Source organism: uncultured Marivita sp. (genome assembly GCF_947488135.1).
GTDB lineage: Bacteria > Pseudomonadota > Alphaproteobacteria > Rhodobacterales > Rhodobacteraceae > Marivita.
This window is the reverse complement of sequence record NZ_CANKYW010000005.1, coordinates 244,234-268,416: the sequence shown is the minus strand read 5'-3', so window position 1 is coordinate 268,416 and position 24,183 is coordinate 244,234. Positions and strand designations below refer to the sequence as shown.

Sequence of the window (24,183 nt, the reverse complement as noted above, 5' to 3'; positions counted from 1 at the left end):
CCGATCCTTTCTTTGGCCCGGCGGCAGGGAGGTCACCGCAGAGCCAGGCGGTGTCTTTACTGACAGGCCGCCGGGAGGTTCTCGCTCACGCCCACGCAGAGATCTTCCTTGGAGATCCAGCCGGCATCAACCACGACATCGAGGTTGTCGCGTGTCACCGTCACCGGGGCCAGCACCACGGCATTTTGCGGCACACCCTTGGGGCCCACGTCCCATATAACGCTGCCTTCAACATCGGTGGGTGCCGTGCCTTTGGCAAGTTCCACTGCAACGCGCGCTCCAAGGCGGCCAAGGTCTCGGGCGTCTTTCCATGCGGTTACGGTCTGCGTGCCCAACGCAATCCGGTTCAACGCCGCGATATCACCGTCCTGTCCTGACACTGGAATACCGTCCAGTCCGACGGAGGTCAGAGCCGCAACAACGCCACCTGCGGTGCCATCATTCGACGCCAGTACAGCATCGACTTTGTCGCCGATGGAGGTCAGGATATTTTCCATATTTTTCTGCGCGTTGTCCGGCACCCAGCCGTCCGTCCATTGCTCGCCGACAACATTGATCTTGCCGTCGGATATCAGCGGATCAATGATCTCTTTCTGTCCAGTCAGCACGTAGTGAGCATACTGGTCAGTCGGGCTTCCCTTGATCAGGACATAGTCGCCCTCGGGCTGGACCCGGACAAGTTCCCGAGCCTGAATACGACCCACTTCAATCGGATCGAAAGCAACGTAAAAAAGATCGGGATGTTCGATCTGGCGTTCGTAGGCGATCACCGGAATACCCTCTGCCAGGGCACGCTCTACTGCAGGCAGTACCGCCTCGCTGTCCCAGGCGACGATCAAAAGGGCATCAATACCGCGCGCCAGCAGACCGTCGATATCTGCCGCCTGCCGTTCATTGGAACTTTGTGCATCGGCGGTGACAAGTGTAGCGCCCAGTTCGTCGAGCCCGGCCTTAAGTCCTGCTTCGTCGATCTTCCAACGTTCCTCTTGGTAATTGGCCCAGCTCATACCGACGACGATGTCGTCAGCCGATGCGGGCAGCGTTCCGGCCGCGATCAGGGCGGCGGCGCTCAGGCCAAACAGGTATCTGCGTTTCATGGACTTTCCTCCTCTGTTGGGCGAAAACAGCTCGCCCGGCTGATTGTGCTTAGGCACCGGGATTATCGTCCACAGTGCCTGCCACGAATTGGTCAAGGTCGATTACAGCGCCGGTCATCATCGAGGCCTCGTCGGACACCAGGAACGCGATGAGATTTGCCGGGTCCTCCGGCATCAAAAGACGGCCAAAGGGCTGTTTGGCGCCGACGGTGTCACGCCAGTTGTCGGGAAGGCCGTGCACCTTTGTCTGGGTTTCCTGTTCGCCCGGGGTCCAAGTCCAGCCCAAATTAATGCCGAAAACGCGGATGTGCTGGCGTTTGACTGTGTTGGCCACACCACGGGTCAGCGCCACAAGCGCGGCCTTGGTCGACGAATAGCCCAACAAAAACGGCGGCCCCCCGTAGGCCAGCATCGAGCAGATGTTCACGATGGTGCCGCCCTTGTTCATCGCGGGCAGAACCCTTTGCATCATGAAAAACGGCGCACGCAAGTTGATGGCGTAGAGGTGGTCGTAAGTCTCCGGAGTGGTGTCGGTAATGCCGCCGCGGGCGGTCGATCCGGCAGCGTTGACCAGGATGTCAACCGATCCAGCGCCGGCGACCAATGCGTCCACCTCGCCAATCAGTGTCCCAGCATCGCTAAGGTCTATTGCCAGCCCGTGTGCCTCGGCCCCCAGAGCCTCCACCGCCCCGACCGCCTCGTCGAGACGATCGCGTTGGACGTCGATAAGATAGACGCGCCCTATCCCGTCGCGGGCCAGTCGTTCGGCACTGGCCAACCCAATGCCCTGCGCACCCCCAGTCACAATCGCGGTTTTCGTCACGGCAACCTCCTCATCCTGCGAATTTCGGCTCTGGCAGCCCGCTCACGCCCAGCCCGGTTAGCACAAACGTCGATCCGCGCAGCGGGCCGTCGCCCGGGTATTTGGGCAGCGGCGGTTCGGCCATCGATGTCACATAAAGCCGGTCCAGTTGTGGCCCGCCGAAGGCCAGGCTGGTGATCTTGCAAACCGGCATCTCGACTATCCGGTCTACCGACCCATCGGGCGCATAGCGAAAGATCCGCCCGTCAAAGACCGTGGCCGACCAGACGCAGCCCTCGGCATCTACCGTCGCTCCGTCCGGCCCGCCGCCGCGCGCGCCATCCACCCGCACGAAATCCCGCCGGTTGGTGGCCGCCCCGGTGGCCGTGTCGTAGTCGTAGGCGTAGATTGCGTTCCGGAAGCTGTCGGCGAAGTACATCCGCTGCCCGTCAGGCGACCAGCAGGGCCCGTTCGAGCAGATAATGTCGTCATCCAGTTTGGTGACGCTCATGTCGGGGTCGAGCCGCCAAAGGGCGCCCGTGGCCGCCTCTTCGCCCATATCCATCGAGCCGCAGACAAAGCGACCGCCGGGGTCGATCTTGCCGTCATTGAGCGCGTTGCCAACTAAGCCCGGTTCCGGGTCCACGATCAGTTCCGCCTCACCACTTTCGAAATCGAAACCGTGAAACCCGTCGGCAAGCGCCACCACCGCGCCACCGCGCGCTCGGAGCGCCAGCGCACCAATGCGCGAGGGCACCGTCCAGGCGCGCAGCTCGGCACCGTCTTCGGTGCAACGAAAAATGCGGCGGCCGAGCGCGTCAACAAAATAGAGCCGCTGTGCGTCAACGTCCCAGACCGGCCCCTCGCCCAACAGCGGTTTGACATCGACCACAACGTCGATCTTTGGGGGCTCAGAAGCCAACATCGCTGACTCCCTTCAATCCAAGGATCTCGCGCGCGTCGTCGGGGCTGGCAATATCAAGGCTCAGCCCCTCGATCACCTGGCGCGCCTTGGTCACCTGATCGGCCGACGATCTGGCAAGCTCACCCGGACCGTTCCACAGCGAATCCTCAAGCCCGACGCGGATATGTCCGCCCATCGCGGCCGACATCGCACCGATGCGCATCTGGCTCGCACCCGCCCCGAGAACCGACCAGCGGAAGGCGTCGCCGAACAGGCGTTCCGCCGTCCGGCGCATCATCTGAACGTCCTCGGGGTGCGCGCCTATACCGCCCAACAGCCCGAAGACCGATTGCACGAACAATGGCGCTGTCACTTTGCCGCGATCGGCCATGTGCTTGAGCGAATAAAGATGGCCGATGTCGTAACACTCGAACTCGAACCGCGTTCCGTTGGCTGAACAGACGTCCAGAACGTGTTCTATATCTCTGAAAGTATTACGAAAAACTAGATCGCGAGAGTTTTCAAGATGGGCGGTTTCCCACTCCTGCTTGAGGTCGGGATAGCGCGCAAGCATCGGGTAAAGCCCGAAGTTCATCGACCCCATGTTGAGCGATGCTAGCTCGGGGCGGAAATGCGCAGCCGGTGCCACACGCTCTTCAACGCTCATGAAGGGACTGCCGCCGGTCGTCACGTTTATCACCGCGCCGGTCTCTTTCAGCGTGGGCAGAATGCGCGCGAAGGCCTCGACCGACTGATCCGGCTTGCCGGTTTCGGGGTTGCGCGCATGGACGTGCAGGATCGCTGCGCCCGCGTCCACCGCCCGGCGACCCTCGGCAATGATCTGGTCCGGCGTCACCGGCAGGTACTCCGACATCGATGGCGTATGAATGGCACCGGTGAGCGCCGTGGTGATGATTACCTTTCGACGAGAGCCCATGTCGTCACTCTCCTTCACGCGTGGTTTGTTCGAGATGCGCGGCCAGCGCCGCCAGCCGCCGGTCGCGCAACGCCTTGCGCTGCGGCAGCTCTGCAAGCGAGCGGGCCCGCCGACACTCGGCGATCACGGTGGAAGCCATGTCGCCGCTCCATTCGGGTCGATCCGGGCGGTGTTCGCCGATTTCAGAATAGGCCTGGCGGTAGCGCTCGAGAAACCCCGCGACGCCCCCTGGTGCGTTCAGGTCAATGGTTTCGAACGGGCCGGTAATGGTCCACCTGCGCGCAAGCCCATCGCACATGGCGGTGTCAATATCCTCGATGTCGGCAATACCATCGCGCACCAGCGAGAACGCCTCGTCCAGAAGCGCGCCCTGCAATCGGTTCATCACAAAACCCGCAATCTCGGTCTTCAGCACAACCGGGCTCTGGCCAATGGATTTCATCAACTCCGTGGCGCGGGTAATGGCATTGGGGGTGGTGTCGGGGCCCGGCACGATCTCGACTGCCGGGATCATGTGGGGCGGATTGAGCGGATGCACGACAAGGCAGCGATGGGCGCCCGGCAGACCCGCCGCGAACTCGGACGGTCGAAGCGCCGAGGTAGAGCTGGCCACAATCGCGTCCGCCGGTGCCAGCGCGTCGAGCTCCTTGAAGATCACGCGCTTTATGTCCAGCAATTCAGGGGTACTTTCCTGAACGTAGCACACACCATCAAGCGTCGCGGCCATGTCGCGATGCGGTGTTAAACGGTCGAGAATGCCGTCCTGGGAACCGTCGGCTAAAAGCCCATGCGCAACCTGTTGGCTCAGGGCGTCCTTGATCAACGAAACCGCCCTCTCGGCCGTGCCGTCAACGTGATCGAAAAGCCGGACGGATACTCCTGCACGGGCGAACGCGATAGCCCATGACTGACCGACGATCCCGGTTCCAACGATGGCGATATCTGTCGGGTTGTTCATACTTACCTATCCAATTCGAGTGCCGGCTTGGGGATCAAAAAGATGCATTCCTGACGGATCGACGGTCAGCCCGACCTCGTCCCCGATCCGGTGGGCGACATCTGCGTTCGAGATCGCGCGTAGCTCTTCGCCGCCCGACACCGTGAGAACCGAAAAACCTCCCAGCCGCTCGATGTCGGTGATCGTGCCCCGTAGCTCTCCCTCGCCCGGTCGGGCGAGGCCGAGCGCTTCGGGCCGCAGCGCAACGCAGACCGCTCCAGCGTCCACGGGCACCGCTATGCGACCCATCGCAATGTCGACCCCGTTGTCGCTCGCATGCCCCGCCAGAACATTGATGCCAGGCGAGCCCACAAGACGCGCGACATACAGGGTCTCGGGCCGGGTATAAACTTCATCGGGCCTGCCCTGCTGCACGATCCTGCCATTTTCGAGAATGGCCATGTTGTCGGCAACGCTCATGGCCTCTTCGCAATCGTGGGTTACGTAGATGAAGGTGCGGCCAAGTTCCGTTTGCAACCGCTTCAGTTCCACCCGCATGGCGTCGCGCAGCCGGGCATCGAGGGCAGCAATCGGCTCGTCCATCATATAGGCGGAGGCATCGCGGATCAGCGCCCGTCCGATGGCCACGCGCTGGCGCTCGCCACCCGACAGGGCGGCGGGGCGCTTGTGCAGGATGTGACCGATGGACAGAACGCCACTCAGCTGTTCCAGCCAGCGGTCGATGTCCTCTTGCGTTGCACCGCGCCGGATCATAGGAAAGGCGATGTTGTCGCGCGCGTCAAGATGCGGAAAAAGCGCAAGATTCTGAAAGACCATCGACAGGTTGCGCGCGTTGGGCGTGGCGTGGGTAACGTCCCGACCATCGACTATGACGCGTCCGGCATCCACCGATTCCAACCCCAGCAGCACGCGCAGCAGCACCGATTTGCCCGAGCTCGGCGGTCCGAATATAGAGGTGAACGAACCGTCCTCAATGACCAGCGATACATCGTCGAGCGCCACTAGATCGCCATATCGCTTCGTGACACCTTCCAGCCGGATCTCAGCCATGGGTCGCCTCCACGGGCCACTGCAACCGCGCTTCGGTCTCGGTGTCAAAAAGATGAACCTTGTCTGGTGATATCGTCACACCCACAGCCTCACCGGCACGGACCGGCACACCGCGGTCGCAGACACCGTGAAACGCCGTGGTGCCCGACACCAGGTGCACAATCTTGCGCCGTCCTACGGTTTCCACCAGTGCCACATCCGCCGCAATCGAGCCCGGCGCGCCGACCTCGCCCAGACGCAGCTCTTCGGGGCGGAACCCCAAAAGCAAATCGCGCTCGCCGTGGTGGCGCAGCGTGGCCATATCCTCCCGCGACAGCGCGACAAAATCCGCATCGCGGCCGCCAAACAGCACCCCGCCTTCCGTCACGCGGCTGTTGACGATGTTCATGCCCGGCGCTCCCATGAAACGGGCCACGAAGACATTTGCTGGGCGCGCATAGATGTTGACCGGCGTGTCGAACTGCTGCAGCACGGCGTGGTTCATCACCGCAATCCGGTCGGCCAAGCCCATCGCCTCGATCTGGTCGTGGGTCACGTAGACCATCGTCTGTTTCAACGCCCGTTGCAGCCCGCGCAGCTCCGCGCGCATCTTCTCACGAAAGGCCGCGTCGAGGTTCGACAGCGGTTCGTCCAGCAGAAAGATTGACGGCTCAACTATCGCCGACCGTCCGATGGCGAGCTTCTGCATCTCGTTGACCGACAGGCCGGCCGAAGGCACGTCAATGCGGTGGCCAAGCGCCATGAATTCAGCCATATCGCCCACCCGCCGGTCAATTTCCGCCTGTTCGACGCCCTGCACCTCCAGCCCGAAGGCGAGGTTCTGGCGCACGGTCATATGGGTGAAGATGGCGTAACTCTGAAACACGAAGCCCACGCCGCGTTTCTGGGTCGACACCTCGGTGACGTCTCGATCATCAAAGCGGATCGTGCCGCTGGTGACGTCCTCGAGCCCCGCGATCATGTTCATGGTCGTAGTCTTGCCACAGCCCGAGGGCCCAAGGATCGCAACGAATTCGCCATTGCGAATCGCCAGGTCCATTTCCCGGACTGCGGTGAAATCGCCGAACTTCTTGCTGGTCTGCTCCAGCGTGACCGACGACATCAGGAGGCCTCCGACGTGTTTGACGGCCGCGAGGTTCGGGTCAGTATGATCGCAGCGATCACGCTCAGCACCACCAGAACCGTAATGCCGATAGCCGCGACATAAGACCATTCGAGGCTTTGGAAGGTCTGCTTGTAGAGGTAGAGCGATAGGCTTTCGGTCGCCACGCCGGGCCCACCGCTGGTCATCACGAACAGCATGTCGAAGATCTTGAAACACTCGATAACCCGCAGCCCGATGGCGATGAAGATCACCGCCTTGATGCGCGGAAGGGCGATGCGGAAGAACCGCTGTCGCCAGTTGGCGCCCAAGATTGTCGCTGCGCGCATCTGGTCGTGCGGCACGCTCATCAGCCCCGCGAACAAGATCAGGAACATCAGCGGCGTCCACTGCCAAACGTCGGCCACGATCACCGCGATGAAGGCCCGGTTGACGTCGTTGAGCCAGTTGATCTGGTAGGCCCCGTCCCAGACAATTCCGACCAACGCATTGAGCGGCCCGGTCTGCTGGAAGATCAGGAAAAAGATGTATCCCGCGACAGCCGGCACGATCATCATCGGCATCAGGATCAGGCTGTAGAACACGGGCCGGGCCAGCACGCCCTCGTAGAATAGGGCCGCCAGCAGCAGGCCTAGGCCAAACTCGATCGGCACCGCAATGCTCACGAAGAGGATGGTCCGCCAGACGGCCCCGTGCAGGCCCGGATCGCGGAAGATCTCGGCGAAATTGTCGAACCAGTTCCAGCTTTCATAGGCGCTGTACCACAGCGTGCCATCAAGCGGCGTCCACCACGTCAGGCTTATGTAAACCTGCATAAGTAGCGGGAAAGCCACAATAAACACTAAAAGGATCTGCGTCGGCAAAATCAGCCTGCGCGCCAGGGTCCTGCGCTGCGCCGCTAGGGCGTCGGCGGTGCCGGTATGGGGTGTGTAGCTCATTGCTTGAGTGCCCCGAACGTCAGGCCCTGCACCAGGAACCGCTGAATCGAAATACCGAGGATAATCGGCGGGATGGCCGCGATCAGCCCCAACGCGGCCTTGGCCCCGTAAAGCTGGCCCGAGGCGGCGGTCGCGAGCGCGTTCATGTAGACCGGGATCGTCGTCCACTCCTTGCGTGTCAGAAGCAGCGCGATCAGGTAATCCGACCAATTGAGAATGAAGATGAAGAGCGCGGTCGAGGCGACCGCGGATACCACGATCGGCAGGGTAATCTGATAGAAGGCCTCGAACGCGGTGCAGCCTTCGACAATGGCGGCTTCCTCGATCTCACGGGGCAGTTCGTCGAAATAGCTTTTCATCAGCCAGAACGAGAACGGCAGGGTGACGATCCCGTAGATCAGCGACAGGCCCCACCAGGTGTCGATCATGCCGAGAAACGCCCACATGATCATCACCGGGATCATCACCGCAAGCGGCGGGAATATCCGCAATTGCAACAGCGAAAGCCCGATCGACCCGCCGACCTTTTCGCGGCTGACGGCATAGGCGGCGGCGGTGCCTGCAACTACGGCGATGAGCGTGCCGATGACCGACGTCAGCAGACTAGCGAACAGCGGCCACCACACCGTGCGGTCGAGGCTGACGATTTGGCCCTCGACCTCGCCGGTAAAGACATAGACAAAGTTCGACCAAGTCGGATCCTTGGGCAGGAACGTCAGCTCGGCGGTCGCGCTCGTCCATTCCGCCGGGGGCTTGAAGGCCATTGTGGCCATCCAGCTGATCGGCAGCAGCGCAATGGCCGCGAACAGGGCGACTACTACGGTCCTCAGAATAAGTCCGGTCATATCGGTGTCATCGCTTTGGGGTCGGCGGATGCAGGGACACGCCCTGCACCCGTTTGGTTTGGTTCAGTCGACGATGGTCGGCCAGGCGGCGCGGCTGGCCTGAATGATCGGAATCATCTTGTCCTCGCCACGTCTGCGGATGATGCGCTGCCAGCGCCGGTTGGCGTCCATCATCGCCTGTTCCGCTGTTTTCTGCCCGGTCAGCGCCGCCTGCAACTCTTCGTCCAGAGCCGCATCCAACGCGGTCTGCCCGGCGAAGTTGATTGTGGGCACCGAGCGCGACACTGTCTCGCGGATCGCGTCCATCATGTAGTCGTGGTAGGTTTCTTGCACCAATGGCTCTTCGAAGTTCGCCTTCTGGAACGGGTCGAAATAGCCGGCCGGGTTACCTGTCATCCACGAATAGGTCCGCGTCGAGCTCAGCCATTGCAGGAAGAGATAGGCCGCTTCCGCATTTTGCGCCTGAGAGCTGACAGTGCCGGTGATGTTGTAGTAGATCACCGAGCGGCGGACGAGCCCGCCATCGTGCTGCACTCCCGGCGGTGCGTAGGCCGACAACATGCCCGCCGCCGGGTTGGCCGGCGAGCCGTCGTCGTTGAAGCGGTCGACGAATTTGGCAACATTGGTATAGGTCGTTACGTGCGGCGTCTGGCCCGATCCGATGCCGGAATAACCTTCCGCGAAGGTCCAGCTCAGCGCGTCGGGGTGTGCCCATTCGCGCGACTTGACGTATTCCTCGGCAGCCTTGACCGCCTCGGGCGTGCCAAGGTTCGGGTTACCATCGTCATCGAACCAGTACATGTTAGGCATCGCCTGCGCGGCGAGGCGGGCGTAAAACCGCGGCAGTCCCCAGAACGGAGCCATATCGTTTCCGTTGCCGTAGATCGTGGTGCCGCCCAACCCGGTCCGCCCGGTGAAAAACGCCGAGATCTGGTCGCTTTCCTCCCAAGTCGTCGGGGGCGCCAGATCGCGGCCATACTGCGCCCGGAAGTCGGCGGCATGGGCATCGTCCTCGAAATAGCCCTTGTTGTAGACCCAAGTGTGGAAGTCGCCATCGAGCGAGGCACCGTAGTAATCGCCACCGTATTTGTAGAGTAGCTCGGCGGTCTGTGCCGTCGGGGTGCCGCGCTCTTCGTCGGCCCAGTCGGGCTGGTAGGCTTCAACGAAGTCGTTGAGCTTGGCCGCGCCCCCGGCCTCGACCAGGTCGCCCAGACTGTTCCAGGGATGAGTATAAATGTCGAATGCGCCTGAGCGGGTGGTTACGTCTTGCAGTACCCGCGCCCAAATATCGCCTGCGGGCGCACCGATGATTTCCAGCTCGATGCCGGTCTCGGCTTCCCAGACCTCCTTGACAGAGGTGCCGGACGGGAAGGGCTCGGTGATTTGCCCGATCGCGCCGTCGGTCAGCAGAATGCGCAACTTCGATGGTGCGCTACCATCGGCGACCAGGCGCTTGATGCCTTCGATGGCGCGTCCCTCGGACATGCCTTCGTTGTACTGAAATCTCTCCGCACCAGAAAATCCGGTCGGGCCGCCGGTCATGCCGGGGGCGTACCCGCTAGCATGCGCGGGCCGGATAAACCTTGGATTGATGCCAATGGCCGCGACGGTTCCTAACGCTGCGCCGCCCTTCAGGAACGACCTGCGTGACTGTCCAGAACCCCTCATTAGACTCCTCCCCTTGATGGTGGCGCCGTGCGCCAGATTGCGGTTTTCTCCGCTACCACTCACCGTATGAGGAAACGTTTCCGCTCGTCAAGATGGATTTGAGTGAGGGCTCGCCAGGCAGATATCGGAAGTCCCACTTTGGCCTTCTGACAATTTATTCTTTAATTTGTGCTATTTAATGGCGTTTTGGTCAGGATAATCGCCAACTGTCCCGAAAAAGACGACCCGTCTTATCGGCTGTAGAAATGAAGGCTCATCTTTTTTGGTTTGCGGTAGGAAACGTTTCCACATATTATTCAGCTGGTGACCCAAACCATGATTCCAGTGGGCAAACGCCCGATCCAGGGAGGAAAAGGAATGAAGACGCTCAAAGGGCCCGGATTGTTCCTCGGCCAGTTCGCCGATGACAAGGCACCGTTCAACAGCCTTGGCGCCATCGCAAAATGGTGCGCAGACAACGGTTTCGCCGCGATTCAGCTGCCCATGTGGGATGGCCGTTTCATCGACCTGGCCAAGGCGGCCGACAGCAAGGACTACGCCGATGAGCTCAACGGCGTGGCCAAGGAAAACGGCGTGGTGATCTGCGACACCGCCAGCCACATCCAGGGCCAGCTCTGCGCGGTTCACCCGGCCTATGACGTTTGGATGGACGGTCTCTGCCCGCCCGAAGTGCGCGGCAACCGCAACGCCCGCCAGGAATGGGCGATCGACCAGCTGAAGAAATGCGCCAAGGCGTCTCAGAACATGGGCCTGACCGAACACGCGACCTTCTCGGGCGCATTGGCCTGGCCGTTCTGGTACCCATTTCCGCAACGCGACGAATCGCTCATCAACGAGGCCTTTGACGAATTGGCGCGCATCTGGGGCCCGGTGCTGGATTATTACGAGGATTGCGGCGTCGATCTGTGTTTCGAGCTGCACCCGACCGAAGATCTCTACGACGGCGTCACCTACGAGATGTTCCTTGAACGGGTCAAGAACCACAATCGCTGCCGCTTGAACTACGACGCCAGCCACTTCGTCAAGCAGGGGCTCGACTACCTGCAATTCATTGATTTCTATCACGAACGCATCAGGATGCATCACGTCAAGGACAGTGAATTCAACCCCACGGGCAAGCAGGGTTTCCTCTCGGGTTACCAGCCTTGGCTGAAGCGCGCCGCGCGCGACAGATCGCTCGGCGACGGTCAGACGGATTTCGGCGCGATCTTCTCCAAGCTCACCGAATACGGCTTTGAGGGCTGGAACGTCTACGAGTGGGAAGACTGCATCGAACATCCCGAAGACGCCGCTCCGAAGGGCGCGCAATTCATCCGCGACCACATCCGCCGCGTGACGGACAAGACCTTCGACGATTTCGCGGGCGGCAAAGGCGACACATCGGGCGCGCGCGCCATCCTCGGGCTGGAGTGATCTCATGGCGATCGAGAGCTTTGGCACTGAACGGGCTGCACGCAAGTTGCGGCTCGGGATGGTCGGCGGGGGGCGCGGCGCTTTCATAGGTGCCGTTCACCGCATGGCCGCGCGACTGGACGACAAGTGGGATATCGTGGCGGGCGCGCTTTCGGCGGATGCCAAGAACGCCCGCGCATCGGCCGCCGATCTCGGCATAGTCGAGGACCGCGCCTACACGTCTTGGGAAGAAATGGCCGAAAAGGAGGGCGCCCGAGAAGACGGGATCGACGCGGTTTCCATCGTAACGCCGAACCACCTGCACTTTGGTCCAGCCAAGGCGTTTCTGGAAAACGGTATCAACGTCATCTGCGACAAGCCGATGACGCTGAACCTCGGAGAGGCGCGTGAGCTGGAACAGATCGTCGACAAAAGCGGTCTGGTCTTCGTTCTGACCCAGAACAACACAGGTTACCCGCTGGTCCGACAGGCGCGCGCCATGGTGGCCGACGGCACATTGGGCGACATCCAAGTCATCCGCACCTCCTATGTGCAGGACTGGCTTACCACCGCACTCGACCAGGAAGGTCAAAAGCAGGCCGCCTGGCGCACCGACCCCAAGCTCGCGGGCGGCGGCGGATCCATCGGCGATATCGGGGTGCACGCCTTCAACCTCGCCGCCTTCATCTCAGGGCTGGAGCTTGACGAGGTCTGCGCGGATCTGCGTTCATACGTCGACGGACGCCAGCTTGACGACAACGCCAACGTGCTCTTGCGCTACAAAGGCGGTGCCAGCGGCAACCTCTGGACCAGTCAGGTCGCGCCCGGCAATTACAACCGGCTGTCCATCGGCATCTACGGCACCAAGGGCGGGCTGGAATGGGTCGGCGAAGACAACGACAACCTCTATTACACCCCGTTCGGCGAACCTACGCGCTGCATCACGCGCGGCGGACCCGGCGCGATGGACGTCGCAAACGCAGGCACGCGCATGCCGCCGCGCCATCCCGAGGGCTATATCGAGGGGTTCGGCAACATCTATGCAAACGCAGCAGAGATGATCTGGGCCCGCAAAGACAATCGCAAACCCGATCCCTTTGCGACCGATCTGCCAACCGTCGGCGACGGCGTGCGCGGACTGGAGTTCATCGAAGCCTGTGTTACGTCCAGCAAGAACGGCGGCGTCTGGACCAAACTCGAGGGCTGACTGCCGATCGGTCTCGCTGTGAGATTGCGGGCGGCGGATCATGCTTCGCCGCTCTCGACCGCTGCTCCCGATCGTGAAAGGAATTCAGGAGTGACCGAAGATTCCCTGGAGGACCTCAGGCGCCGTAGCGTTCACTTGCGATCCGAAGCTGACATCAGGCTCGTTGAGGTCATCGAAGGCTGCGGGGCGGGGGGGCGCGTGCTTGAGCTGCGCACGCCGCTTGGTCTGGCCGTCGATCTCGCACTCGACCGCGCCGGTGACATCCTGCGCCTTTCCTGGCGTGGAACCGAGCTTGGCTGGCACGGTCCCACGTCAGGCCGAACACCCTGGCCGGTCGCCGACACCGAGGACGGGCTTGGTTTCCTTCGCGGTTTCGATGGCTTTCTGGTTACCTGCGGGCTCGACCATCACGGCGTGGCCACCACAACCCCTGCCGACTCGTTCCTATATCCACTGCGCGAGCGCAACCAGCATCCGTTGCACGGCCGGATTTATCGCGAACCCGCGGAACTTCTCGAGCGCAACATCAATTGGGATGACGGCGAGATCCGGGTGCAGCTGCGTATTCGCCAGGCAACGGTCTTCGGCGAGGTCTTGGAACTGAACCGAACCTATTCGATCGGGCTCGATGCTGCGCGCATCGCGATCGAGGATACCGTGATTAACCGCGGATTCCGGCCGACACGGCATGGCATTCTTTACCACGTCAACGTGGGCCATCCGTTATTGGGCGAGGCCTCCAAACTCTCGGGCGATCAATGGTTGCTGGTCGGAAAACTGCCGGTCGGTGTGGCAACACCCTGCGATAATCACGTCGAGATAGTCGACGTCGATGTTTCGCCCGCAGACGGACGGATCGGAATTGAAAATCCCCGACTGGGCATTGGGCTCCGGGTCGACTTCGACCCCGAGGCGCTCCCTGCCACCGCATTGTGGCAAGCGTTTCAATCCGGGGTATTCGCACTGGGGCTCGAGCCCCAGACCGTGTTTGATAACTCCGTCTCCGACCGGCTTGCCCCCGGGGATCTCAGAACCTACCGTGTGAGCTTCACAATCGAGAGTTCCTAGAAGATGCCGAAGAATGCTGGGTCAAAACACAACACTCCGGTCGCGGAGCGCAGCGCAGGGCAACCGGCGTCCATACGGGATGTGGCCCGGCTTGCCGGTGTTTCGATCTCAAGCGTATCCCGCGCCCTGAACCCCGGCACGGGCAAGGTGTCCGCGGCCACCCGGCTCCGCGTCGTTCGCGCCGCCGAAGAGTTGCGTTATTCGCCCAATCATTTCGGCCGGGCGCTCAGGTCGCAGAACACCAACACTTATGCCTTTGTCCTCTCCAGCATCCAGAACAATCTCTACTCTGCGGTCGCCTGGGAGCTGGAGCGCAGAATTTCCGAAATGGGCGCGGGCATGCTCATCTACACGTCCAATGAAGACTCCGCGACCCAGGACAGGTGTCTTGAAGATGCCGTCTCGCGCCAGGTGGCCGGCCTATTCTTCATGTGCGCCGTCGAAAGCGACCTTCTCAAACCCACCGTCGAACGCGGCAACTGCGTCTTCATCAACCGGCGCGTCACCTCGGTGCCCGACGTGCCCTTCGTCGGCATCGACGACGAGGCCGCGGCGCGCGAGTTTTTTGCCACGGCCGCTCGCCGGATCGACGGACGCATCGCAATCGTGCACGGACCCCAGTCGTCCGATACCAGTGCAAAGCGCCTGCGCGGCTTTCTAGACATCGCCAGGGAGCTGGGCTGCGACATTCCCGAAGACGCCGTCGTGGGATCGGACCTTTCGATCGAAAGCGGATACACCGCCGCCAGCAAGCTTTTCGGGTCGCAATCATTCGATGCGGTTTTCTGCGGCAACGACCAGATCGCCTACGGCGTCTATCGCAGATGCCGCGAACTCGGCCTTCAGGTTCCCAACGATGTTTCCCTGTTCGGCTTCGACGACAATCCGTTGAACGAATGGCTCGCACCCTGGCTCAGCACGGTTCGCGTGCCCTATGCGGCCTTCGCCGCTGCCTCGCTCGACACGATGAAGACCCTCAACCAGGGCAAATCCGCACCCGGCAGGATCCTTCCGTATGACCTCGTGCTCAAATAACTAGGGGAATGGTGATTTTTGGAGCAAGCACTAACGCCAGCCAGCGCACCAACCAGCCTATCAACCCCAAGTCTTCCCGTTCTGGCTGGATGAAAGTTCAGTGCCAGGTAACACTTTGGAATGCTCGTCCCCGGCATACTCCGAAATGCGCTGAAGTGTACATTTCTGCTCGCTGTCCGAAAGGCCCATGACGCTTTGCGAAGTCACGCGATCGAAACATGAACACATCTTGCACACGTCACTAAACAACTCATTGAAATCCCGCCGTAATCGCCACCATCCATCATAGGCGCAGAAGATAGGCGTGCTGCCGCGGTGGCTGCGTTCATGTGCATTCAGCAATCTCCTCAGGTCCGTCAGCATTCGGGACCGACCTAAGTGCACACCATACGCACACGGCGTCTGTCCTGCTACCCCACCCCGTACAAGGACAGGAAGGCGGCGGTGTTTGGGTAGAAGTGCCTCAAAACCGGGGGCATTGCTGAACTTTTCAGCTTCAACAAATGTTGTTGGCCAGCATCGACTATCCTCTCCCCATGCCCAGACTATCGATCGATATCTCGCCGGAAGACCATCAGAAGCTCAAGGCCATCGCTGCTCTCAAGGGGCAGAGCATCAAGGACTATGTCCTGGGTCGCGCGCTTTGCGACACCCCTGCCCTAGAAGGCATGAGCGAGGACGAGGCTTTCAATACGTTGGCCAACTTTCTGGAGCCGAGGATCGAGCAGGCACATCGCGGCGAGCTTTCCGGCAAGTCCCTTGACGAGATCCGGCGCGAAGAGCGCAAGCGCGCTGGGGTCTGACCCACTCGATGCCCGGCTTTCACATCACTCTCGCCGCGGAGGAGGATCTCCGGCGCATCTGTCGGTACACGCACGACTCCTGAGGTCTCGAACAAGCGGACAAGTATCTTGACCAGATCCAGGATTGCCTCGACGCGATCGGCGGTGGTCGGGTGCGCTCACGATCATTCAATAGGTTGCCCGACGGAGTTTGCCTACATCGGTGCCAGCATCACTACATCTTCTGAATCGTCATAGACGGTCCCGTCATCATCGCCGCCCTGCACGAGATGATGGATGTCGTGCGGAGGCTCAGAGACAGGTTGTAGCAAACCAGGCAGGTTCTGATCCGAGCCACAAAGACGCTGGACTCGTGGTAGGATCAGCGTCCCGCAGGTCCCCACGGCGGGAGGTCGCATGACCTCAGGTCGTCGTCAACCCAAAGGACGCGGTGAAAAAGGTGATTGCTATGTAGAAAAGGACCCATGCTCATCCGTCTCCCTTTCGAAGCCGGCTGCGGCTTCAGGCATGAAAGGAGACGACCGATGTTCAAACAGACCCTCATGGCGGCCGCGGCCATTGCCTGCGCCGCCCCTGCACTCGCTGAAGGCTTCGCGCCACGAGACGCCCTCCAGGCGGCCCATGGCACCTACCGCAGCGCCGCGCCGGAACCCTGGTATGGCGGGTTCGGCACCCGTGAGTTCATCTTCGGCGATGGCCAGTGGCAACTGATCTTCACCCACGCGCTCAACCCAGGCATGACCATGCGCACCTTTTAGTTCCGCACCGGCGGGCCGTTCGAGATCGGGGACGCGTCCGAAGCGGTCGATGGCGCCTATCGCGGCGTGTTCCACGAGAACTGGAAGCACGTGACGCTTCTGACCGACAATCCCGAGATCGTGGCGGCGATGGGCATGGCCGAGTGCGGGCTGACCTACAACCTGGAGGCCGATATCTCCGAGACCGGCTGCGCGGCATGGCGCCCGGTGGCGGAATGCGGCGAGGACCACGACCTTTTCGCGATGGATGCAGGTGGGGTTTATTTCGGGGTCCGCCCCGCCGACAACGACATCTGCACCCCCGACAGAACGCCCACTGCGCTGCTGCCGGTCGTGGCGCGCTTCGGCGAGTGAAGGAGGGTATCATGTCCGTCGATCTGAAGATCCACACCTTCATCCGCGCGTCCCGGGCCGATGTCTGGGCCGCTCTGACCGATGCGGCCAGCGTCGCCGCGTTCCATCCTACGGCCATGCAGGTCAAGCCGCTTGAGACGGGCGGCTATGCGCTGCACCGACCCGATGACGGCAGCCTGTTCATTCGTGAACCTGTCCTGTCGCAGGTTGAAGGGGAACGGCTTGAACTGGGGTTCGAACCCGCCTGGGTGGAGACTCCGGAAGGTTCCACCGTCATCGTCGAGTTGAGTGATGACCCGCTCGGTACGAAGGTCACCCTCAGCCAGACGCGCTGCGCAGACCTCGGCATCGGCGATAATAGGGACAGGTTCCTCGCGTCGATGAAATCATGGCTGGAAACCGGCGAAGGCCTGCACCGCGCGGCCACCGAGGCGGCATAACAGAAATGACAAGCGCGTGGCCCATGCTGGGCTGCGCCTCCACAAAACGAGGAAAAGACCATGCAATACATCATCATGAACTACACGCCGCCGGCCGACCATCCGGACGCCGACGCTGTGCGCGCCGCCAAGGATGGCGCGCTCTGGGGTGCCTATACCAAGGCCCTGATCGACGCGGGCGTCATGGTAAGCGGCGAAGCCCTGCACCCCGCCCATACGGCGACGACGATCCGCATGAAGGACGGCGCACGCGAGGTGCAGGACGGCCCCTACGCTGACACCAAGGAGCAGTTCGGCGGCTTCTACGTTATCGACGTGCCCGATCTCGACACGGCGCTGGAATGGGCCGCGCGCAACCCGGCCGCCACGACCGGCACGGTCGAAGTGCGCCCGGTGATCATGCGGTCATGACCACAGAGGCGGCGCGCGCGGTCGAACGGGTGGCTCGCCTGTCCTATGGCAGGCTGGTCGGCCGACTGGTCGCGCGCACCGGCTCGCTGGCTGATGCCGAGGATGCGCTGAGCGATGCGCTGACCCGCGCGCTGGAGGTCTAGCCGCGGGAGTCGTTCCGGGCAACCCCGAGGCCTGGCTCAGCAAGGCGGCCCGCAACCGGGCGACCGACCGCGCCCGGACCCGGGCCCTGCCGGACACCTATCAGATGGAGCTCACTCGCATGGCCGAAGAACGCGCCGAAACGCTGGCCCCGGCTACCGATCCCCGGCTGCCCTTGATGTTCATCTGCGCCCATCCGGCCATCGATCCGGCCCTGCGCGCGCCGCTGATGCTGCAAGCCGTCCTCGGCCTCGATGCAAAGCGCATGGCGGGCGTGTTCCTTGTGCCGCCCGGTATGCTCGGCCAAAGGCTGACGCGCATCAAGGCCAAGATTGAAAGTGCAAAGATCCGGTTCGAACTGCCGGAGGGCCGGGACTTCGACGACCGCATGGCGGATGTGCTGAATGCCATTTATGCCGCCTATTCCTTTGGCTACAATGGCATCCCTGCGTGTGACCGCAAGGCCGCGGGTCTGGCGCAGGAGGCGATCTGGCTCTCGAGCCTCGTGGCCGCCGAGAACCCGCAAGTGGCGGAAACACAAGGGCTCTTCGCACTGATGCTGTTTTCCGAGGCGCGGCGCCCTGCTCGCACCGACCACGACACAGGCGCACTCATCCCGCTGGAGGAGCAGGACACGTCGCTGTGGGACGCCGCCTACTTGGCCGATGCCGAGAAGGCGCTCGCAAACGCCGCACGCAACGCTTCTCTGGGGCGATATCAGATCGAGGCGTCGATCCAAGCGGTCCACGCCGCGCGGCGACGGACGGGATTGACCGACTGGAACGAGCTGAAGCTGCTCTATACCGGGCTTGTCGCCATCGCGCCCACGATCGGCGCCCAAACGGGACAGGCCGCAGGCGGCGCTTGCCGCCCTCGACACCATCGAGGCCACCCGGGTCAGCACCTATCAACCGTGGTGGGCGACTCGGGCCCATGTCCTGGCACGGATCGGGGACACCGAAGCCGCGCTTGACGCCTTCGACCGCGCCATCGGTCTGTCCGACGATCCCGCCGCCCGCACCTATCTCGCCACGCGCAAGGCGCGACTCCTACAAGCATGAGGAACAACATGGAAAACACCATCGCGATCGTCACCGGCGCCTCAAGCGGCATCGGCGCCGCCATTGCCCGGACGCTCACCGAGGCCGGCGCAACCGTCATCGGCACCAGCCGAACGCGGGCGGATTTCGCGTCGCTCGACGTGATGGATGCTGCGTCCTGCGACGCGCTGGTCCGGGATATGCTGGCCGAGCATGGCCGCATCGACCTCCTCGTCAACAACGCCGGCTTTGCCCAGATCGGCGGGTTCGACGTCTTCACGGAGGCCGAGATCCGCGCCGCCTTTGAAACCAACCTGTTCGGCGCGATGCGCATGACGCGGGCGGTGCTACCCGCGATGCGTGCTGCGGGCACCGGTCGGATCGTCAACATCTGCTCGGTTGTCAGCTACCTGCCTGCCCCGTTCATGGGCGCCTATGCGGCCAGCAAGCACGCGCTGCAGGGTTTTTCGACCTCGCTCGATCACGAGTTGCGCGGAACGGGTCTGCGCTCGCTCGCGGTACGGCCCGGCTTCATGCGGACGGACATCGGCACCAATACGCTGTCCGCCGCTCGCACCGTTGAGGGTGCCGAACGCGTGCGACGTGCGGTCGAGACGAGCCTCACGCGCGCGGACAATCCACAAGTGGTCGCGCGCGTTGTCCACCGTCTTGCCATCCATCCGAACCCGCCCGCCGTGTCCGATGCCGGCCGCGAGGCAAGCCTGCTGAACCGATTGCACAGCCTGCTACCGGGCCGGGTCTTCGACCGTGCTTTGCGCAGGAATTTTGGACTAAGCTGAGGCGGTCCGACCTCTTCTACGATCAAATTCACTTTGACATCAGACCCTTCGCTATGACCGCAACCTACGCAACGCTCGACACATGGATCGCCTTTGGCCGTCGGATCGAGACCCGCTCCGATGTCACGATCCATCGAAGACCGAATGAGCGTTGGCAGGACATTTTTGGCCATTCTGTATAAATTGACGACTGGCCGCCGAACCGGCCGGCAAAAGGCACATTGATCCTGTGATCAGCCCCACCTGAGTGGTCCGGTTTGAGTGTTGGTGCATGACCGGCCTCGGGTCCATCGCGACGATGGTTTCGGGCGCTGGTGGGCGGTAGCCCAGAGCACTGTGTTGTCTCTTGGTGTTGTAGTGTTTTCTCCATTGCTCGATCAGGATCTGCGCCTCACGCAGGCTGTAGTAGACCTACCCGTTGAGGATCTCATCGCGGAATCTGGCATTGAAGCTCTCGAAGTATCATTTTTTCCAAGGAGACCAAGGCTCGATGTAGGCATTCTTGGCGCAGACTGCCTTGATCCACTCCTGGACAGTCTGAGCCACGAACTCCGGGCCATAGCACGTCGGGAAGAAGCGCTTAATTTAGGTTATGGCCGCACGCGCAGCCCTCAAATTGCGCAGCGTGTGGCCATAACCGGGTCTCAGGTCTCAACAGTGGTTTTGCACAAACCACACCGCTGAGGAGACCGGCTATGACCGCCACCCATTCTATCGCGCCGACTTTGCTCGTTGCCATCGACATCTCCAAACATCGGCACGAGGTGCTGATTGGCGTCCCTGGCAAGAAGCGCCGCCGTCGATTGACGATCACGAACACATTGGAGGACTTTCGGCGGCTTGCTATTTCCTTGGCCAGCTACGACCTGCCGGTTCGGATCGGATTTGAGGCGACCGGCAATTACCACCGACCATTGGCGCATCATCTCGGCCAGGCTGGCTTTGAGCTGAAGCTTGTTTCCTCGGTCGGGTTAGCCCGAACCCGTGAAGCTTTGCATAACAGCTGGGACAAGAACGATCCGAAGGACGCCCAGGTCATTCTGCACATGCTGGAGATTGGCGCGGTGCAGTTCTTCCACGATCCGCTTGTGACTGGCGTTGCTGACATCCAGGAGCTGTCGAAGACGCACGAGATCGTCTCGCGTTCGAAGACAGAGCTCTGGCACCGTATCCTGACGCATTACCTGCCGCTCTACTTCCCTGAGGCCGAACGGTTTCACCGAAGCTCGCGCACCGACTGGTTTCTCGCGTTCCTCGAGAAGTATCCGACGCCGACGATGATCACAGCCATGGCCCGAGAAGCCTTCATCGCTGATGCCTGGCAGGTGGTAGGCAAGAAAGTCTCCAAAGAGCGCCTTCTTTCAGATATTTACGCCACGGCCGTCGAGTCCGTCGGTTTGCCTGTACATGCAGATTCCGACGCCGTTCGCATGTTCCGCCTTGTCCTTGCAGAGGGCAGAAGCCTTGTCCGGCAGCGCAACGAGATCGAGGCCAGGGCGGTCGAACTGCTCTCCGTTCTGCCAGATTACCAGTTGCTGACGACCATTCCAGGCATCGGCCCAATCAACGCCATGACCATCCTGGCCGAGGCCGGTGACCTGCGTCGGTTCCGGCATCATCGGCAGTTCCTGAAGTTCTGTGGCATGGACCTCGCCACTGTCCAGTCCGGCATGTTCCGCGGTCAGAGCCGTATCTCGAAGTACGGCAATGCCCGCCTGCGGCGCACGATGTGGATGGCCGGCCAGACCGCCGTTCTCAAGCGGACCAACAGCTTCCGGGACAAGTTCGAGCGCTACATCTCCAGGGATCGACACAACGCCCATCTGCGCCGCAAGGCCTACACCGCGATCGCAGCCAAGATGGCGCGCACCGTACACGCCGTAGTCAATCACGGCGAACCCTATCGCCCCTTCTTCGAGGGGGTGAGCCCAGGCGGAAGGACCTCACTCTGACATGAGCCGTGGAGGCAGCTTGCTGACCTCGTAGATAATGTTCGGGCCTTCTGCTTGGGATTTGGGATCTCGTATTAAGGACGGTGAGGGCCGCCAGCGCGCGTACCCTGTGTTTGCTATGGAAGAGATCATTTCTTGACGGCAGAGCCCGTCTGGGCAACCGTTAGAGGGCATCCGGGACACCGGATGCCTCATGACCTGCTGACCTAAACAGACAAAATCTCCCGACATAGGACGTTGTCTGACCGGATGTAAGCCAGCACGCTCCGCATGATGAACAGGTCACCCAGGACCTGCACGATCTGTCCGCCTGGTTTCGGTCATGCGGCGTCACCAGCGTGGCGATGGAGTCGACCGGCGTTTACTGGATACCGGCCTTCGAGATCCTGGAGGGGCACGGCTTCGAGGTCATCCTCGTGAATGCCCGCTATGCCAAGAATGTGCCGGGCCGCAAAACCGATGTGAACGACGCGGGATGGCTGCGCCAGTTGCATTCCTACGGGCTGCTCCGCGGCAGTTTCCGCCCTGAAGCGGAGATCGCTACCTTGCGGGCTTACATGCGCCAACGGGAACGGCTTACCGAGTATGCTGCCGCCCATATCCAGCACATGCAGAAGGCCCTGATGGAGATGAACCTGCAACTGCATCATGTCGTCTCCGACATCACTGGCGCGACAAGTTTGCGGATTATCCGCTCCATCGTCGCCGGCGAGCGAGACCCAGATGTGTTGGCGGCCTACCGCGACGTGCGCTGCAAATCATTAATCGACACGATAAAAGCCGCGCTGATCGGCAACGACCGCGAAGAACATGTCTTTGCTCTGACACAGTCGCTGGAGCTATACGACTTCTACAAAGCGCAAATTGCGGCGTGTGACCACCGGCTGGAAGCGGCAGTAGCCGCGCTTACTGTTCGGGTTGAAGGTGATCTGGCTCCGCTGGCCAAAGCTCGGATCAAAGGCAAGCAGCACAACGCGCCGTCCTTCGATGTGCGTGCCGCACTTTACGGGGTGTTGGGCACAGACTTGACGCAAATCCACGGTCTTGGCCCATCGCTGGCTCTGAAGCTGGTGGCCGAATGCGGCACGGACCTGCGCGCCTGGCAGAGCGCCAAGCACTTTACGTCTTGGCTTTGTCTCGCTCCGGGCAACAAGATCTCCGGCGGCAAGTTGCTATCCTCGCGGACACGCCGGTCCTCCAGCCGCGCCGCTGCACTCCTGCGTCTGGCGGCAGTCACGATTGGCCGAAGCGACACGGCTCTGGGCGCGTTCTATCGACGGTTGTCATCGCGCATAGGCAAGCAAAAGGCGGTCACGGCGACGGCGCGCAAGATTGCGGTCCTGTTCTACAATGCCATTCGCCATGGCATGACCTATCAGGATCGAGCCGGTTCTTATCGTTGTGTCGCAAGTCGAACCAGACGACTCGAAAAATGCGGATGAAACAATGGCGCTTAAGACCCAGTTGCACGAACGAGACGACACATTGATGGCCATCGCCAATCAGCTCGCGGGCTGCTGGCTGCCTGACCAGAATAGGCCGTCGGATGTTCAGATTGAAGCAATCGTCACGCTGCTCCTCATGCGACTCACGGATCGTATCAGAGATGAAAAGCGCGAACCGCCGCGCACGACTGCCGTCTCTCCGCGTATTAAGCGCGTGCTCGATCATATTGACAGAGACCTTTGCGCAACTCACTCGCTGAAGAGCCTCGCGGACATTGCTGGCGTCAGCACATATCATTTTGCACGCATGTTCCTCGCTGCGACGGGACGAAGGCTTCATCAGTATGTCGTTGAAAGGCGTCTCGCACATGGAAAACGACGCCTGAAACAGTCCGACGACCCAATCGTCAAGATCGCCCTGGATTGCGGCTTCGCCTCACAAAGCCACATGACGGAAGTTTTCACCAAGATTCTTGGAACCACCCCAGGTAAAATGCGGAGAAATGTGCCGTGAAGGAACGTCTTTCCGGTAGACTTCCCTTCTTCGGGTGCTTCTGCGGGACCTTCAGCCCCTACCGCCGCCGGATCCGTTCGGCCCTTGTCCCGTTCACCGGCCAACCGCCTGGCGGAGCAGGACCGAAATGCGCCGGTAGCCCGAGCGGCCGTTGCGCGCGGCGAGCGCGATGATGTCGGCGAAAAGTGCCTCCTCGCCAGGGCGTCGGTGCGGCACCTTTCTTTTGGTGGAGCGATGCTGGACAAGCACACGGCAAGCGAACCGCTCCGAGATACGTAAATTCTGCCGAACGTAATCAATGCATGCATGGCAGCCAGTGGGGCTCAGAAGTTTCCCGACGAGAAACCCGCAAGAATTTGAAAAACCGAGATCGTGAAAGACAAATAGTGTATGCTTGATAATACTTTTGTCCGAGTGACCGTCTTCGGCGTTCATTCGACCACCGTGATAGTTCGAGAACCTGGCGCATCCGGGTACAGGCGTACCGGTTCGATTGATGGAGGTGAAGGAGTGACGACCGCG

Annotated in this window: 24 protein-coding genes and 3 pseudogenes; 15 read left to right on the top strand and 12 right to left on the bottom strand. The window is 61.5% G+C overall.

All coding sequences use genetic code 11. From position 1 onward, the window contains the following. Positions 1-56 precede the first annotated feature (56 nt). From Q1B16_RS15540 to Q1B16_RS15495, 10 genes are all read right to left on the bottom strand, one after another. Positions 57-1,097 (bottom strand): substrate-binding domain-containing protein, encoded by a 1,041-nt coding sequence (locus Q1B16_RS15540; RefSeq protein WP_299790680.1) that lies wholly within the window; start codon positions 1,095-1,097, stop codon positions 57-59. Positions 1,098-1,146: 49 nt separating this feature from the next. Further along, positions 1,147-1,920: an oxidoreductase gene (locus tag Q1B16_RS15535; RefSeq protein ID WP_299790677.1), complete on the bottom strand. Its 774-nt coding sequence runs from the start codon at positions 1,918-1,920 to the stop codon at positions 1,147-1,149. A gap of 10 nt (positions 1,921-1,930) precedes the next feature. Then, entirely contained in the window at positions 1,931-2,824 is an 894-nt protein-coding gene (locus Q1B16_RS15530) for an SMP-30/gluconolactonase/LRE family protein (RefSeq protein ID WP_299790674.1), read from the bottom strand. Further along, positions 2,811-3,740 carry a 3-keto-5-aminohexanoate cleavage protein gene (locus tag Q1B16_RS15525; RefSeq protein ID WP_299790670.1) on the bottom strand — a complete coding sequence of 310 codons (930 nt, stop codon included), beginning with the start codon at positions 3,738-3,740 and terminating at the stop codon, positions 2,811-2,813. Before Q1B16_RS15525 ends, Q1B16_RS15530 begins: the two co-directional genes overlap by 14 nt. A 4-nt stretch (positions 3,741-3,744) precedes the next feature. Continuing rightward, on the bottom strand, positions 3,745-4,698 hold the full coding sequence (locus Q1B16_RS15520) for a 3-hydroxyacyl-CoA dehydrogenase (protein ID WP_299790667.1): 954 nt from the start codon (positions 4,696-4,698) through the stop codon (positions 3,745-3,747). A gap of 6 nt (positions 4,699-4,704) precedes the next feature. Beyond that, positions 4,705-5,748, bottom strand: a complete 1,044-nt coding sequence (locus Q1B16_RS15515; RefSeq protein ID WP_299790662.1) for an ABC transporter ATP-binding protein — start codon at positions 5,746-5,748, stop codon at positions 4,705-4,707. Then, positions 5,741-6,850 carry an ABC transporter ATP-binding protein gene (locus Q1B16_RS15510; protein WP_299790659.1) on the bottom strand — a complete coding sequence of 370 codons (1,110 nt, stop codon included), beginning with the start codon at positions 6,848-6,850 and terminating at the stop codon, positions 5,741-5,743. Before Q1B16_RS15510 ends, Q1B16_RS15515 begins: the two co-directional genes overlap by 8 nt. Further along, the gene (locus Q1B16_RS15505; protein ID WP_299790656.1) at positions 6,850-7,788 is read right to left on the bottom strand and encodes a sugar ABC transporter permease; all 939 of its coding nucleotides are present in this window, start codon (positions 7,786-7,788) and stop codon (positions 6,850-6,852) included. Before Q1B16_RS15505 ends, Q1B16_RS15510 begins: the two co-directional genes overlap by 1 nt. Continuing rightward, a complete protein-coding gene (locus Q1B16_RS15500; RefSeq protein WP_299790653.1) occupies positions 7,785-8,633 on the bottom strand; it encodes a carbohydrate ABC transporter permease in 849 nt (282 codons plus the stop codon). The genes Q1B16_RS15505 and Q1B16_RS15500 overlap by 4 nt, the downstream gene beginning before the upstream one ends. Before the next feature lie 63 nt (positions 8,634-8,696). Further along, positions 8,697-10,301: a substrate-binding domain-containing protein gene (locus tag Q1B16_RS15495; RefSeq protein ID WP_299790650.1), complete on the bottom strand. Its 1,605-nt coding sequence runs from the start codon at positions 10,299-10,301 to the stop codon at positions 8,697-8,699. A gap of 357 nt (positions 10,302-10,658) precedes the next feature. Here Q1B16_RS15495 and Q1B16_RS15490 point away from each other — a divergent pair, with 357 nt between their 5' ends. The 12 genes from Q1B16_RS15490 (at position 10,659) to Q1B16_RS15435 (ending at position 19,750) form a co-directional block, all read left to right on the top strand. Continuing rightward, positions 10,659-11,714: a sugar phosphate isomerase/epimerase gene (locus Q1B16_RS15490; RefSeq protein ID WP_299790647.1), complete on the top strand. Its 1,056-nt coding sequence runs from the start codon at positions 10,659-10,661 to the stop codon at positions 11,712-11,714. 4 nt (positions 11,715-11,718) lie between these two features. Next, the gene (locus tag Q1B16_RS15485) at positions 11,719-12,900 is read left to right on the top strand and encodes a Gfo/Idh/MocA family oxidoreductase (protein ID WP_299790644.1); all 1,182 of its coding nucleotides are present in this window, start codon (positions 11,719-11,721) and stop codon (positions 12,898-12,900) included. A gap of 90 nt (positions 12,901-12,990) precedes the next feature. Continuing rightward, positions 12,991-13,968, top strand: coding sequence for an aldose 1-epimerase family protein (locus tag Q1B16_RS15480; RefSeq protein WP_299790641.1), 978 nt, complete (start codon positions 12,991-12,993; stop codon positions 13,966-13,968). 3 nt (positions 13,969-13,971) lie between these two features. Further along, a complete protein-coding gene (locus Q1B16_RS15475; RefSeq protein ID WP_299790638.1) occupies positions 13,972-15,003 on the top strand; it encodes a LacI family DNA-binding transcriptional regulator in 1,032 nt (343 codons plus the stop codon). Positions 15,004-15,512: 509 nt separating this feature from the next. After that, entirely contained in the window at positions 15,513-15,806 is a 294-nt protein-coding gene (locus tag Q1B16_RS15470; protein ID WP_299790635.1) for an antitoxin, read from the top strand. A gap of 524 nt (positions 15,807-16,330) precedes the next feature. Then, positions 16,331-16,564, top strand: coding sequence for a hypothetical protein (locus Q1B16_RS15465; protein ID WP_299790633.1), 234 nt, complete (start codon positions 16,331-16,333; stop codon positions 16,562-16,564). Between the two features lie 90 nt (positions 16,565-16,654). Continuing rightward, positions 16,655-16,918: a hypothetical protein gene (locus Q1B16_RS15460; protein WP_299790631.1), complete on the top strand. Its 264-nt coding sequence runs from the start codon at positions 16,655-16,657 to the stop codon at positions 16,916-16,918. Between the two features lie 11 nt (positions 16,919-16,929). Continuing rightward, entirely contained in the window at positions 16,930-17,358 is a 429-nt protein-coding gene (locus Q1B16_RS15455; RefSeq protein ID WP_299790629.1) for an SRPBCC domain-containing protein, read from the top strand. 60 nt (positions 17,359-17,418) lie between these two features. Beyond that, positions 17,419-17,769: a YciI family protein gene (locus Q1B16_RS15450; RefSeq protein WP_299790627.1), complete on the top strand. Its 351-nt coding sequence runs from the start codon at positions 17,419-17,421 to the stop codon at positions 17,767-17,769. Next, on the top strand, positions 17,766-17,912 hold the full coding sequence (locus tag Q1B16_RS15445) for a hypothetical protein (RefSeq protein WP_299790625.1): 147 nt from the start codon (positions 17,766-17,768) through the stop codon (positions 17,910-17,912). The genes Q1B16_RS15450 and Q1B16_RS15445 overlap by 4 nt, the downstream gene beginning before the upstream one ends. Before the next feature lie 104 nt (positions 17,913-18,016). Beyond that, entirely contained in the window at positions 18,017-18,883 is an 867-nt protein-coding gene (locus Q1B16_RS15440; protein ID WP_299790623.1) for a DUF6596 domain-containing protein, read from the top strand. 96 nt (positions 18,884-18,979) lie between these two features. Continuing rightward, positions 18,980-19,750 carry an SDR family NAD(P)-dependent oxidoreductase gene (locus tag Q1B16_RS15435; RefSeq protein WP_299790621.1) on the top strand — a complete coding sequence of 257 codons (771 nt, stop codon included), beginning with the start codon at positions 18,980-18,982 and terminating at the stop codon, positions 19,748-19,750. Positions 19,751-20,047: 297 nt separating this feature from the next. On the opposite strand, the pseudogene Q1B16_RS15430 reads toward Q1B16_RS15435, so the two are convergent. Continuing rightward, positions 20,048-20,308: pseudogene (locus Q1B16_RS15430) on the bottom strand (transposase); the annotation flags it as partial. 137 nt (positions 20,309-20,445) lie between these two features. Between Q1B16_RS15430 and Q1B16_RS15425 the strand changes: the two are divergent. The 3 genes and pseudogenes from Q1B16_RS15425 to Q1B16_RS15415 all read left to right on the top strand — a co-directional run bounded on the left by Q1B16_RS15425 (position 20,446) and on the right by Q1B16_RS15415 (position 23,661). Further along, positions 20,446-21,702 carry an IS110 family transposase gene (locus Q1B16_RS15425; protein ID WP_299790619.1) on the top strand — a complete coding sequence of 419 codons (1,257 nt, stop codon included), beginning with the start codon at positions 20,446-20,448 and terminating at the stop codon, positions 21,700-21,702. Between the two features lie 278 nt (positions 21,703-21,980). Beyond that, a pseudogene (locus tag Q1B16_RS15420) lies at positions 21,981-23,144 on the top strand (IS110 family transposase); the annotation flags it as partial. A 4-nt stretch (positions 23,145-23,148) separates the two neighbouring features. After that, positions 23,149-23,661 carry an AraC family transcriptional regulator gene (locus Q1B16_RS15415; protein WP_299790616.1) on the top strand — a complete coding sequence of 171 codons (513 nt, stop codon included), beginning with the start codon at positions 23,149-23,151 and terminating at the stop codon, positions 23,659-23,661. Positions 23,662-23,722: 61 nt separating this feature from the next. Here Q1B16_RS15415 and Q1B16_RS15410 read toward each other — a convergent pair. Next, a pseudogene (locus Q1B16_RS15410) lies at positions 23,723-23,997 on the bottom strand (IS3 family transposase); the annotation flags it as partial. Positions 23,998-24,183 lie beyond the last annotated feature (186 nt).